Here is a 12,216-nt window from a genome sequence, read left to right on the forward strand (position 1 = left end):
AGCGATCCCCGCTCTCGCTTCGCTCGGCCGGGATGACGGCTAGTCACAACGGGAGCCCCCATGGCCACACTCATTCTCGGCGCGCTGGGCGGGACGATCGGCGGGGCGCTGTTCGGGCCGGTGGGCGCGCTCGCCGGGCGGGCGCTCGGGGCGCTGGGCGGCTCGGCGGTGGATTCCCTGCTGCTGACCCCCGGCCGGCGCAGCGAGGGCCCGCGCCTGACCGAATTCGGCACCATGACCTCGACCGAGGGCGCGGCCATGCCGCGGCTCTATGGAAGGGCGCGGCTGTCCGGCCAGGTGATCTGGGCGGCGCCGGTGGAGGAGGTGGTCTCGACGCAGACGCAGAGCGCCGGCGGCAAGGGCGGCGAGCTGATGGGCGGGGCCACGGCGACCGCCACCACCTATTCCTATTTCGGCAGCTTCGCCGTCGGCCTGTGCGAGGGGCCGGTGACACGGCTCGGGCGTATCTGGGCGGACGGGCGGCTGCTCGACGCCAGCCGTCTGAACGTGCGCTTCCACAATGGCGGCGAGGGCCAGCTGCCCGACCCGCTGATCGAGGCGCGGGTGCCCGATGCGCCGGCCTATCGCGGCCTCGCCTATGTGGTGTTCGAGCGGCTGCCGCTCGGCCCCTTCGGCAACCGGCTGCCGCAGATCTCGGTCGAGCTGGAGCGCGCGGTGGGGGCGCTGGAGACGAAGCTGCGCGCGGTGACGCTGATCCCCGGCGCCACCGAGTTCGGCTACGATCCGCGCACCATCCGCCGCGCCGACCGGCCGGGCGTCTACCAGCCGGAGAACCGGCATGTGACGACGCATGCCAGCGATTTCGCCGCCGCGCTCGACCAGTTGCTCGCCTGCTGCCCGAACCTGGAGCGCGTGGCGCTGGTGGTCTCGTGGTTCGGCACCGATCTGCGCGCGGGAAGCTGCGAGGTCCGCCCCGGCGTCGAGCGGCGTTCCAAGCCGACGCAGCGGCTCGGCCGGGCGGAGGAGTGGCAGGTCGCCGGCGAGACGCGCGAGAGCGCCTATCTCGTCAGCCGGCACGACGGCCGCGCCGCCTATGGCGGCACGCCCTCCGACGACAGCGTGGTGAAGGCGATCGAGGCGCTGAAGGCGCGCGGCATTGCGGTGACGCTCTATCCCTTCGTGATGATGGACATTCCCGCCGGCAACGACCTGCCGGACCCCTATGGCGGCGCGGAGCAGGCGGCCTATCCCTGGCGCGGGCGCATCGCCTGCCATCCCGCGCCCGGCCGGCCCGGCTCGCCGGACGGCAGCGCGGCGGCGGGGACGCAGGTGGCGGCGCTGTTCGGCAGCGCGGCGGCGGCGGATTACGGGCTGGACGGCACGCGCGTCACCTATGCCGGGCCGGAGGAATGGACGCTGCGCCGCATGGTGCTGCACTACGCGAAGCTCGCGGAAGCGGCCGGCGGGGTGGAGGCGATCCTCATCGGCTCGGAAATGGCGGCGCTGACGCGTGTGCGCTCGGGCAGCGGCGTCTATCCGGCAGTCGGCGCGCTCAATGCGCTGGCGGGCGAGGTGAAGAGCATCGTCGGCGCCGGCACGGAGGTCGGCTATGCCGCCGACTGGACGGAGTATGGCGCGCATGTGCTCGGCGGCGGGGCGGAGCTGCGTTTCCCGCTCGATCCGCTCTGGGCCTCGCCGCATATCGATTTCATCGGCGTCGACTGGTACCCGCCGCTCGCCGACTGGCGCGACGGCGACGCCCATCTCGATGCCGGAACCCATGAGAGCGGCTACGACCTCGCCTATCTCGGCGGCAATCTCAGGGCCGGCGAGGCCTTCGACTGGTATTACCCCAATGACGCCGCCCGCGCCGCGCAGGCCCGCGCCGCCATCACCGATGGTGCCTATGGCGAGCCGTGGGTCCACCGCCAGAAGGACCTCGCCGCGTGGTGGGGCAACGCCCATCACGAGCGGGTCGGTGGCGTGCGGCTCGCCGCGCCCACAGCCTGGGTGCCGGGTTCCAAGCCCATCCGCCTGACCGAGATCGGCTGCCCGGCGGTGGACAAGGGCGCCAACCGGCCGAGCGTCTTCCCCGATCCGAAATCGGCCGAGGGCGGCCTGCCGCCCTTCTCCAACGGTCGCCGTGACGACCTGATGCAGCGCCGGCATTTGCAGGCGACTCTGGACGGGTTTTCCGGCTCGACCGCCGTCAATCCCGCCGCGCCGGGCCTGCCGGGCGGGCGGATGATCGACCCCACCGCCGTCTATGCCTGGACCTGGGACGCGCGGCCCTTTCCCGTCTTCCCGCTCGCCCGCGAGGTGTGGGCGGATGGCGAGAACTGGGAGACCGGCCACTGGCTCACCGGCCGGCTCGGCGCCGCGCCGCTGGCCGAGCTCGCCGCCCGGCTGGCGGCGGATTTCGGCGTCGCGGGCATGGACACGGCGGGCCTGCGCGGCGTCGTCGACGGCTATGTGATCGACCGGCCGATGAGCGCCCGCGCGGCGCTGGAGCCGCTGGCGCGTGCCTTCGCTTTCGACCTCACCGAGCGCGCCGGCGGCCTCGCCTTGCGCCCGCGCGGCGGCAAGGTGCGGGCGGTGCTGACCGACGAGGAGATCGTCGCCGGCGAGGACGTGCCGGCGCCGCAGATCGTGCGCGCCGCCGAGGGCGAATTGCCGGCGAGCGCGACGCTCGGCTTCATCGACGGCGCGGCCGACTACCGCCGCGCCACCGCCTCCTCGCGCCGGCTGGCCGGCGGGGCGCGGGCGGAGACCGGGCTCGAAATCGCCATGGTGGTCGATCCCGGCCTCGCCGCTTCGCTGGCGGAGACCTGGCTGCAGGACCAGTGGGCGGGCCGCGACAGCCTGCGCCTCGCCTTGCCGCCCTCGCGCCTCGCGCTGGAGCCGGGCGATGTGGTGCGGCTCGACCGTGACGGGCGTTCGCGCCTCGTCGAGATCACGGCGATCGAGGACCGCGCGGCGCGGATCGTTAGTGCGCGGGGTATCGATCCGGCCGTGTTCGACCTCGCGGTGCGCACCGGCCGCCCGGCGCAGCCGCCACTCCCGCCGAGTGCCGGGCCGCCCGAGGTGATGCTGCTGCATCTGCCCATGCCGGGCAGCGCGGCGGCGCCGGCGCTGGCCTTCATCGGCGCCTTCGTCGCGCCCTGGCCGGGCAGCCTCGCCGTGTGGCGGGCGGTGGACGGGGCGAGCTTCCAGCGCCTCGCCACGCTGGCGGCGCCGGCGGTGATGGGCACGATGCTGACCGCGCTGGCGCCGGGCGAACCCTGGCGCTGGAACCGGACGAGGCTCGACGTCGAGCTCGACGGGCTGATCGCCGTCGCGCGCGAGGAGGCGGTGCTCGGCGGCGCCAATGCGCTGGCGCTGGTGGCGCCGGACGGCGCGATCGAGGTGATGCAGTTCACTGAAGCCGAGCTGATCGGCGCGCAGAGCTGGCGGCTGTCCGGCCTGCTGCGCGGCCAGCTCGGCACCGAGGCGAAGGCGGAAGTCGCGTGGCCCGTGGGCACGCGGGTCGTGCGCCTCGACGCCAACCTGATGCCGGTGGCGAGCGGGCTCGACATGCTCGGGCGCCGGGTCGTCTACCGGGTCGGGCCGGCCGACCGCGACCATGGCGACGAAGCCGTCACCGAGATCGCCGCCACCATCGGGCCGGTCGCGCTGCGGCCTTTGTCGCCGGTGCAGCCCCGCGCCCGGCGCACGCCGGCCGGCGTGGAATTGGGCTGGATCCGCCGCACGCGGATCGACGGCGATGCCTGGGACCTCGTCGAGGTGCCGCTCGGCGAGGCCAATGAGGCCTATCGGGTGGAGATCCTCGACGGGCCTGCGGTGGTGCGGAGCTTCACCGTCGCCGCGCCGGCGCTGACCTATGCGGCGGCGGACGAGATCGCCGATTTCGGTGCCGCCCAGCCCTTCCTCGACATCCGCATCGCCCAGCTCTCCACCGCTGTCGGGGCGGGGGAGGCGCTGGAGGCGCGGGTGCGGGTTTGACGAAGTTCCAGAAGGAGTGGGTAGGCGCTCTGCCCCCCGCACACCGTCATGCCCGGCCCTGGGCCGGGCATCCACGCCTTCCTCCACGTCCCAAGTCGTGGATGGCCGGGCCAAGCCCGGCCATGACGGCGCGACATGGATGCCTGTTTCACCTCTCCCCGACGGGGAGAGGTCGCCGCGCAGCGGCGGGTGAGGGGGAGGGCCGCCAACCCCTGTGTCTCATTCCTTCGCACCTTCCCCCTCACCCCAACCCTCTCCCCGACGGGGAGAGGGAGTGCGGCCGGAGCCCTCGATGTCGGAACTGACCCCCCATCTCGCGCTGCCGCTGCTGGCGGCGGCGCAGGCGCAGAAGCACGTCACCCATAACGAGGCGCTGCTGCTGCTCGATGCCGCCGCGCAGCTCGCCGTGCTCGACCGCACCCGCACCGCGCCGCCCTCCGCCCCCACGCCGGGCGACCGGCACATCGTGGCCGCCGGCGCCGGCGGCGACTGGGCCGGGCACGTGGGCGAGATCGCGCTCTACGATTCCGGCTGGCGGTTCCTCGTGCCCCGCGCGGGCTGGCGCGCCTATCTCGCCGCCGAGCGCCGCACGCTGCTGCATGACGGGACCAATTGGGTCGACATGCTCGCGGGCACGCCGTCCGGCGGCACCGCCACGCTGCGGGCGGTGGAGGAGGAACTGGTGCTCGCGGGCGCCTTCGTCGCCTCGTCCATCGTCATCCCCAACCGCGCCATCTGCCTTTCCGTCGCCAGCCGCACCGTCGCGGCGGTGACCGGCGCCACCGCCTATGAGGTCGGCATCGCCGGGGAGACGTCGAAGTTCGGCGGCTCGCTCGGCGTCGCCCTGGGCGCGACCAATATCGGCGTGATCGGCCCGCAGGCCTTCTACGCCGACACGCCGCTGCGCATCACCGCGCTGGGCGGCGCCTTCACCGGCGGGCGCGTGCGGCTCGTCCTCTCCTACTTCGCCTTCGGCATCTGACGGAGATTCCCATGCCCTATGATTCCGCCAAGGATCCCTGGCGCCGCCGCGCCATGTCGCCGGCCGGCCTCGGCCGCACCGGCGCGCCGGTGACGCCGAGCGACGCGGACGACCTGCCGCGCTATGCGCGCCTGCGCGTCTTCGCCCCGGCGACGCTGACGAGCGCGGAGATCCGCATCCTCACCGTCGACGCCGCCGACGGCGCGCCGCTGACGCTGCCGCTCAGCCCCGGGCAGGTGAGCGTGCTGGAATTCATCGTGCGGCGCGTGCTGGCGACCGGCACCACGGCCGGCCTCGTCATCCACCGGATCGACTGAGATGGCGGCACGCTTCGGTCTCGGTCTCGATCTTCCGCATCGGCACGCGCATGGCGCCGCCCCGCCGCTGGAGCCGCTGGCGGCGCAGCTCTACGCCGCCTACGGGCTGTGCCGGCTGGTCTCGGCCTATGCCGGGCCGTGCGTGCGGGTGCGGCGGTCGAGCGACAATGCCCAGCTCGACATCGGCTTCGCCGGCGGGCTGATCGACGTCCCGGCGCTGCTCGCCTTCGTCGGTACGACGAGCGGCACCGTCGCCACCTGGTACGACCAGAGCGGCAATGGCCGCCATGCCGGGCAGGGTAGCGCCGCCTCGCAGCCGCGCCTCGTCAATGCCGGCGTGCTCGATGTCGGCCCGAGCGGCCGGCCGGTGCTGGTGTTCGACGGCGTCAACGACTGGCTGGCGCCGGCCTCGGCCCAGGGCTTCGCCCGCAACACCGGCCATGTGACGGTCGCCATCGCCGCCCAGCCGGTGCTGAACGACAACGAGTTCCTTTTCATGTGCCTGAACGCCTCCGGCGCGCACCGCGCCAGCCTCTGCCTGCCGCCCGCGACCAATCTCGTGCAGGCGATCGGCACGCGGATCGACGGCGCGGCGAACCAGTCCTTTGGCCGCGACCGCGGGAGCGGCAGCAAGCGCTTCATCGCGCGCTTCCGCTATGGCGAGGGGCAGGGCGACATCGCCGTCGACGGCGCGGTGACGACCAGCGGCTTCCATGACGCCGGCCTGACCAGCGACACCGACCCGGCGACCTCGCTGCGCATCGGCTCGGCCTGGAGCGATCTCTACTTCACCGGCAGCATGTCGACGCTGGTGCTCGCCCGCGCCGCACTCGACATGGCGAGCCTCGACGCCGCGCTGGCGCGCACCATGCCGTAAGCGGCGACTATTCGGCGGCCGGGGGCGTGACCGCGGCCGTGGCCGGCTTGGGCGCGAAACGGCGCTGTGTGTTGGCCATGACCGAGGCCATGCGCTCGTAATGCTGAAGCCGGGCGATCTCGGCGTTGAGGCGATCGATCTCGTCGCCGATGGACCGGCAGATCGCCTGGTAGCTCTCGCGCGTCACCCGGTCGCGCATATAGGCGACCTCGTCGCGCGCGTGTTCGGCGCCCTTGAGCACGAAGGGCGCGGCCGCGAGAAGGGCCTCCGCCTGCACCTGTCCCGAGGTCTTTCGCGCATCGTCGAAGATGCTCCTCAGGTCGTCGACCAACCGATCCGCCGTCGCCATTTGAGCCGGGCCCCCGTTGTCCTTACGAAAATCGTCCTTGAAATCTGCGAACTTTGCAAGTTTTCGAAAATAGAACTTGATTCGGCCTGGGCCAGTTCCCTGCCGCGGACGCGATTCCTTCAGCAAAATCCGGAGACGTTCATGACCGCGTCGAGCTTCGACGAGGCGCCGAAACGCGTGCTCGTGCATGAGGGTGGCTATGCCGACCACCCCGCCGATCCCGGCGGGGCGACGATGCGCGGCGTCACCCAGCGCGTCTATGACGGCTGGCGTCGCCGGCGCGCCCTGCCGGTGCGCTCGGTGCGGCTGATCGAGCCCGGCGAGATCGAGGCGATCTACCGGCTGCAATATTGGGACGCGGTGCGGGCGGACGATCTGCCGGCCGGGCTCGACTATGGCGTGTTCGACGCGGCGGTGCATTCCGGCCCCGGCCAGGCGGCGAAATGGCTGCAACGCGCGCTCGGCGTCACCGCCGACGGGCAGGTTGGCGAGGCGACGCTGGCGGCGCTGGAGGGGCAGCGGGCGGCGGGTCTGATCGACGGCGTGTGCGAGCGGCGCCTCGCCATGCTCCGGGGGCTGCGGACCTTCCCGACCTTCGGCGCCGGCTGGACCCGGCGCGTCGGCGAGGTGCGCGCGGCGGCCAGGGCCATGGTGGCGGAGTGCGCCGCGCCGGCGCCGCTGCCACAGGCGCGCGGCAGCGCCAAGGCGCCGGCGGCCGACACGCGGCTCTCGCGCACGCCGGAAGGGGCGGGCGGCATCCTCGCCGGCGGGGCGGGCCTCGGCGCGGTGATCGCCGAGCAGGCCGACCGGCTGGCGCCGCTGGCCGACTTCGCCGCGCCGCTGCGCTGGGCCTTCGCGGCCCTGATGCTGGCCGGCATCGCGCTGACGCTGCACGGCACGCTCAGGCGCATCCGCGCCGGGGAGGGCGCGCCGTGCTGAGCCTCGTCTCGCTCCTCGCCAGCCCGCTCGGCCGCATCGCCGGGCTGGTGCTGCTCGCCGGTGTCGCGGCGGGCGCGATCTATCTCAAGGGGCGCATGGAAGGCCGGGCGGCCTGTCTCGCGCAAGGAGAACGCGATGTGCTGGAGACCATCGAGCGCGCGGACCGCGCGCGTGCTGCTGCTGGGCGCCGCGATGCCGATGCTGGCCGCCTGCGCGACGACGACGCCTTCCGCCGCGACTAGGGGCGCCTGCGGCGCCTTCCGGCCGATCTCCTGGGCCAGCGCCGACACCGACCCGACCATCCGCCAGGTGAAGGCGCACAATGCGGTGGGGCGGGAGCTGTGCGGGTGGCGGGGGCCGCGCGCTACCTCTTGAGCGCCTGGACCCCAATCCCTCTTCCCTCATCCCCGGGCTTGACCTGGGGACCCAGTCTTCGTGCCGCAAGGTCGTACGGCTGGAATCTGGGTGGCCGGGTCAAGCCCGGCCATGAGGGCGTGATGAATGGTGCCCGCACCTGACATCCGCGCCGCGCAATGGCATTCTCCCCGCGCCGCGCCGACCCCGCGCGGCGTCGCGTTGAGGAATTGCCGTGCGCCTGCTCGTTGTCGAGGACGATCCCGATCTCAACCGCCAGATGGTCGAGGCGCTGACCGACGCCGGCTACGCCGTCGACCGCGCCTATGACGGCGAGGAGGGCCATTTCCTCGGCGAGACCGAGCCCTATGACGCCATCGTGCTCGATATCGGCCTGCCGAAGATGGACGGGCTCTCGGTGCTGGAAGCCTGGCGGCGCGAGGGGCGCAAGATGCCGGTGCTCATCCTCACCGCGCGCGACCGCTGGAGCGACAAGGTGCAGGGCTTCGACGCCGGCGCCGACGATTATGTGGCGAAGCCCTTCCACATGGAGGAGGTGCTGGCGCGCATCCGCGCGCTGCTGCGCCGCTCCGCCGGCCATGCCGCGAGCGAACTGACCTGCGGGCCGGTGATGCTGGACACGCGCTCCGGCCGGGTGACGGTGGACGGCCGGCAGGTGAAGCTCACATCGCACGAGCACCGCCTGCTCGCCTATCTCATGCACCATTCCGGCCGCGTGGTCTCGCGCACCGAGCTGGTCGAGCATCTCTACGATCAGGACTTCGACCGCGATTCCAACACGATCGAAGTCTTTGTCGGAAGATTGCGCAAGAAGCTCGACGTCGAGGTGATCCAGACCGTGCGCGGCCTCGGCTATCTGCTGGTGCCGCCCGAGGCGCCGCGTCAGGAGACGCAGTCCAAGGGAACGCCCGGCTGATGCGCGCCGGCTCGCTGGCGCTACGCCTCTTCATCTCGGCGACGGTGATCAGCGCCGCCGTGCTGCTGGTCACCGGCTTCGCCCTGCACTCGGTCTATCGCGACGCGGTGGAGCGCGCCTTCGACCAGCGGCTCGACGTCTATCTCAAGACCATCGTCGCGGACGTCGCCAATTCCACCGCCGGCTCCATGCCGGAGCCGACCACGCTCGGCGATCCGCTGTTCAACTTCCCCATCTCCGGCTGGTACTGGCAGATCACCCGCACCGACGGACCGGCGCGGCAGGTGAAGACCTCGCGCTCCATGCCCGAGGGCAAGCTGCCGCTGCTGTTCGAGCGGCAGGACAAGCCCGAGCTCACCGGCATGCGCGAGGGCTACGCCAAGGGCCCGTCCAACCAGAATCTGCGCATCGTCGAGCGCATGGTCGATCTCGGCGAGGACGGCAATTACGCGGTCGCCGTCGCCGCCGATGCCGGCGAGATCGAGAACGAGGTCGAGGCCTTCGACTACGCGCTGGCGGTGACGCTGGCCGCGCTCGGCGCCGCCTTCCTGCTCACCCTCGTCTTCCAGGTGCTGTTCGGGCTGCGGCCGCTGAAGCGCATGCTGAACGCGCTGCACGCGGTGCGCGCCGGCAAGGCCGACCGGCTCGAAGGCGACTATCCGGTCGAGATTGCCCCGCTCGCCGCCGAGGTGAACGCGCTGATCGACACCAACCGCGAGATCGTCGAGCGCGCCCGCACCCATGTCGGCAACCTCGCCCATGCGCTGAAGACGCCGATCTCCGTCCTCCAGAACGAGGCGGCGCGCGCACCCGACGATCCGCTCGCCGCCAAGGTGGGCGAGCAGACCGAGCTGATGAAGGGCCAGGTGGCGCATCATCTGGAGCGGGCGCGGATCGCCGCCCGCGCCTCGGTCGTCACCAATGTGGAGGAGGTCGAGCCGGTGGTGGAGCGGCTCGCCGGCACCCTCGCCAAGGTCTACCGTTCCAAGGGCGTCGATATAGAGGCGCAGGTGGCGCCCGGCCTGCGCTTCCGCGGCGAGCGGCAGGACCTGGAGGAGATCCTCGGCAACCTCGTCGACAATGGCTGCAAATGGGCCCGCTCCCGCGTCGAGATCGCCGCCGCGCCGGTGCCCGCAGTGAGCGGGGAACGGGCCTTCTTCGAGCTCACCATCGACGATGACGGGCCGGGCCTCACCCCCGACCAGCAGGCCGAGGCGCTCAAGCGCGGCAAGCGGCTCGACGAGACCAAGCCCGGCTCGGGGCTCGGGCTTTCCATCGTGGCGGAGCTGGCGGGGCTCTATGGCGGGCGGCTCACCCTCGGCCGCGCGCCGCTGGGGGGCCTGCGCTGCGTGGTGCGGCTGCCGGCGGCGTGAGCGTCTGCCCGTCGTTTCTTTCTTCCCTCATCCCCGGGCTTGACCCGGGGACCCAGCCTTTCCGCCTGCACCCGGTCACTGGGTGGCCGGGTCAAGCCCGGCCATGAGGGCGAGAGGGAGGCCGCCGCCCGCCCGGACTCAATTCTGAACCAGACCCGAAGGTGCCCCGATATAGGTGACGCAGCCGCGGTTTCGCCCTATTCCTCTCGCTTGGTGCGGGCGACAATATCGTGACCGAGCTGAGGGGACTAGATTCATGCGCGCATACCAACTTGCGGCCGCCGGCCTGATCGGCCTGGTTCTTTCCGGCTGCAGCACCGTGCAGGAGAACCCGAACACCGTCGGCGGCGCGGCCATCGGTGCGGTGGCGGGCGGCGTGATCGGCCAGCTGGCCGGCCACAATGCCGCGAGCACGGCGATCGGCGCGGCGGTGGGCGGCCTGATCGGCGGCTCGATCGGCAACGCGCTCGACCAGGCCGACCGGCAGCGTGCGCGCGACGCCGAGATGCAGGCGCTGGAATATGGCAATCCGGGCGCGCCGGTGAGCTGGCGCGGCGACAGCGGCAATTACGGCACCATCGTTCCCGGCCCGGCCTATGCGCGCGGCGGCTCGCCCAAGTGCCGCGAATTCACCCACACCATCTACGTCAACGGCCAGCCGCAGACCGCTCGCGGCACCGCCTGCCGCAACCCGGACGGCACGTGGTCGCCGATCGCGGGCTGACGCGAACGCACAGCCGAACATCCTTCGAGGCTCGGGCGTTGCCCGAGCGCCTCAGGATGAGGATGCGCGGAATGCCGACGAGAAACCGTCCTCATGCTGAGGTGCCGGCCGGAAGGCCGGCCTCGAAGCACGCAGGCCCTCGGACGCCCTGACGCCGGTGCCACAGCACCACGCAGCCTCGCGCGAGTGTGACCCTGCGTCGATCCGACTGAGGGTGTTACGGATTGGCGGCGGGCTCAGGCTCGGCTACCTCAGCTCATTAGAGGAACCCTAATGTTGCTGTGGATCGCCTTCTCGCTGATGACCGGCGCCGCCATCCTGGCGGTGCTCTGGCCGTTGCGCGCCGGCGTGGCGCCGGCCGCCAGCGCGGCGGAGGCGGACCTTGCCGTCTACCGCGACCAGCTCGCCGAGATCGAGCGCGACCGCGCCACCGGCCAGATCGGCGCCGCCGAGGGCGAGGCCGCGCGCGCCGAGGTGGGCCGGCGCATCCTGCGCGCCTCGGCCGAGGCCGCGCAGCAAGGGGCGAGTTCCAGAGGCGCCGAGACGCGCCGGCGCGCCGCCGCCGTCGTCGCGCTCGTCGGCGTGCCTGTTATCGCCGGCACGCTCTATCTGACGCTCGGCTCGCCCGGCTATCCGCCGCAGCCGCTCGCCACCCGGCTGGAGGCGCGGCCCGACCAATCCGACATCGCCATCCTCATCCGCAAGGTCGAGGCGCATCTCGAGGCCAACCCTAACGATGGGCGCGGCTACGAGGTGGTCGCGCCGATCTATGCCCGCATGGGCCGGATCGACGACTCGGCGCGCGCCTGGGCCAGCGCCATCCGGCTGCTCGGCTCCAATGCGCAGCGCCAGACCGGACTCGGCGAGGCGCTGATCGCGCAGGCCGGCGGCGTCGTCACCGCGCAGGCCAAGGCCGCCTTCGAGGCGGCGCTCGCCGACGATCCGAAGGACCCCAAGGCACGCTATTTCCTCGGCCTCGCCGCCGAGCAGGACGGCAAGCCTGCCGAGGCCGGGAAGATCTGGGGCGCGCTGGCGGCGGATTCCCCGGCCGATGCGCCGTGGCTGGGGCTGGTGCACGATTCCATGGCCCGCGTCGGCGCCGTGCCGCCGGCCGCCGCGCCCGGCCCGAGCACCTCCGACGTCGCCGCCGCCGAGAGCCTCACGCCGCAGCAGCGCCAGGAGATGGTGCGCGGCATGGTCGAGCGCCTGCAGTCCCGCCTTGCGCAGGATGGCAACGACATCGACGGCTGGCTGCGGCTGATGCGCGCCTGGAGCGTGCTGGGCGAGGCGGAGAAAGCCAAGGCTGCCGCCAGCGACGCCCGCACCCATTTCGCCAAGGACGAACCCGCGCTCGGCCGCATCGACGCGCTGGCGCGCGAACTCGGCCTCGGGAGCTAGATC

Annotated in this window: 11 protein-coding genes; 10 read left to right on the forward strand and 1 reads right to left on the reverse strand. The window is 72.6% G+C overall.

Going from position 1 to position 12,216, the window contains the following annotated elements:
* Positions 1-60 precede the first annotated feature (60 nt).
* From SNOV_RS03615 to SNOV_RS03630, 4 genes are all read left to right on the forward strand, one after another.
* Positions 61-3,963, forward strand: coding sequence for a baseplate multidomain protein megatron (locus SNOV_RS03615; RefSeq protein ID WP_013165554.1), 3,903 nt, complete (start codon positions 61-63; stop codon positions 3,961-3,963).
* A 292-nt stretch (positions 3,964-4,255) separates the two neighbouring features.
* Positions 4,256-4,945 (forward strand): DUF2793 domain-containing protein, encoded by a 690-nt coding sequence (locus tag SNOV_RS03620; RefSeq protein ID WP_013165555.1) that lies wholly within the window; start codon positions 4,256-4,258, stop codon positions 4,943-4,945.
* 11 nt (positions 4,946-4,956) lie between these two features.
* On the forward strand, positions 4,957-5,262 hold the full coding sequence (locus tag SNOV_RS03625; RefSeq protein WP_013165556.1) for a spike base protein, RCAP_Rcc01079 family: 306 nt from the start codon (positions 4,957-4,959) through the stop codon (positions 5,260-5,262).
* A gap of 1 nt (position 5,263) precedes the next feature.
* Positions 5,264-6,139 carry an arabinofuranosidase catalytic domain-containing protein gene (locus tag SNOV_RS03630; RefSeq protein WP_013165557.1) on the forward strand — a complete coding sequence of 292 codons (876 nt, stop codon included), beginning with the start codon at positions 5,264-5,266 and terminating at the stop codon, positions 6,137-6,139.
* Positions 6,140-6,146: 7 nt separating this feature from the next.
* Here the strand turns inward: SNOV_RS03630 and SNOV_RS03635 are convergent, their stop codons facing one another.
* On the reverse strand, positions 6,147-6,614 hold the full coding sequence (locus SNOV_RS03635) for a hypothetical protein (protein ID WP_144295937.1): 468 nt from the start codon (positions 6,612-6,614) through the stop codon (positions 6,147-6,149).
* 15 nt (positions 6,615-6,629) lie between these two features.
* On the opposite strand from SNOV_RS03635, the gene SNOV_RS03640 reads away from it, so the two are divergent.
* The 6 genes from SNOV_RS03640 to ccmI all read left to right on the forward strand — a co-directional run bounded on the left by SNOV_RS03640 (position 6,630) and on the right by ccmI (position 12,213).
* Complete coding sequence (locus tag SNOV_RS03640; RefSeq protein ID WP_013165559.1) at positions 6,630-7,427, forward strand: glycoside hydrolase family 108 protein; 798 nt, start codon at positions 6,630-6,632, stop codon at positions 7,425-7,427.
* A complete protein-coding gene (locus SNOV_RS03645) occupies positions 7,421-7,669 on the forward strand; it encodes a hypothetical protein (RefSeq protein WP_013165560.1) in 249 nt (82 codons plus the stop codon). The genes SNOV_RS03640 and SNOV_RS03645 overlap by 7 nt, the downstream gene beginning before the upstream one ends.
* Before the next feature lie 347 nt (positions 7,670-8,016).
* On the forward strand, positions 8,017-8,718 hold the full coding sequence (locus SNOV_RS03650; protein WP_013165561.1) for a response regulator transcription factor: 702 nt from the start codon (positions 8,017-8,019) through the stop codon (positions 8,716-8,718).
* Positions 8,718-10,091: a sensor histidine kinase gene (locus SNOV_RS03655; RefSeq protein WP_013165562.1), complete on the forward strand. Its 1,374-nt coding sequence runs from the start codon at positions 8,718-8,720 to the stop codon at positions 10,089-10,091. The genes SNOV_RS03650 and SNOV_RS03655 overlap by 1 nt, the downstream gene beginning before the upstream one ends.
* 256 nt (positions 10,092-10,347) lie before the next feature.
* Positions 10,348-10,815: a YMGG-like glycine zipper-containing protein gene (locus SNOV_RS03660; RefSeq protein ID WP_013165563.1), complete on the forward strand. Its 468-nt coding sequence runs from the start codon at positions 10,348-10,350 to the stop codon at positions 10,813-10,815.
* Positions 10,816-11,088: 273 nt separating this feature from the next.
* A complete protein-coding gene (gene ccmI / locus SNOV_RS03665; RefSeq protein ID WP_013165564.1) occupies positions 11,089-12,213 on the forward strand; it encodes a c-type cytochrome biogenesis protein CcmI in 1,125 nt (374 codons plus the stop codon).
* Positions 12,214-12,216 lie beyond the last annotated feature (3 nt).

The organism is Ancylobacter novellus DSM 506, from assembly GCF_000092925.1.
GTDB classification, from domain to species: domain Bacteria; phylum Pseudomonadota; class Alphaproteobacteria; order Rhizobiales; family Xanthobacteraceae; genus Ancylobacter; species Ancylobacter novellus.

Bases quoted from the DNA above. Each gene is read 5' to 3' on its own strand.
- ccmI (WP_013165564.1), top strand. From the start codon at position 11,089: ATGTTGCTGTGGATCGCCTTCTCGCTGATGACCGGCGCCGCCATCCTG.
- SNOV_RS03615 (WP_013165554.1), top strand. From the start codon at position 61: ATGGCCACACTCATTCTCGGCGCGCTGGGCGGGACGATCGGCGGGGCG.
- SNOV_RS03640 (WP_013165559.1), top strand. From the start codon at position 6,630: ATGACCGCGTCGAGCTTCGACGAGGCGCCGAAACGCGTGCTCGTGCAT.
- SNOV_RS03655 (WP_013165562.1), top strand. From the start codon at position 8,718: ATGCGCGCCGGCTCGCTGGCGCTACGCCTCTTCATCTCGGCGACGGTG.
- SNOV_RS03620 (WP_013165555.1), top strand. From the start codon at position 4,256: ATGTCGGAACTGACCCCCCATCTCGCGCTGCCGCTGCTGGCGGCGGCG.
- SNOV_RS03630 (WP_013165557.1), top strand. From the start codon at position 5,264: ATGGCGGCACGCTTCGGTCTCGGTCTCGATCTTCCGCATCGGCACGCG.
- SNOV_RS03660 (WP_013165563.1), top strand. From the start codon at position 10,348: ATGCGCGCATACCAACTTGCGGCCGCCGGCCTGATCGGCCTGGTTCTT.
- SNOV_RS03625 (WP_013165556.1), top strand. From the start codon at position 4,957: ATGCCCTATGATTCCGCCAAGGATCCCTGGCGCCGCCGCGCCATGTCG.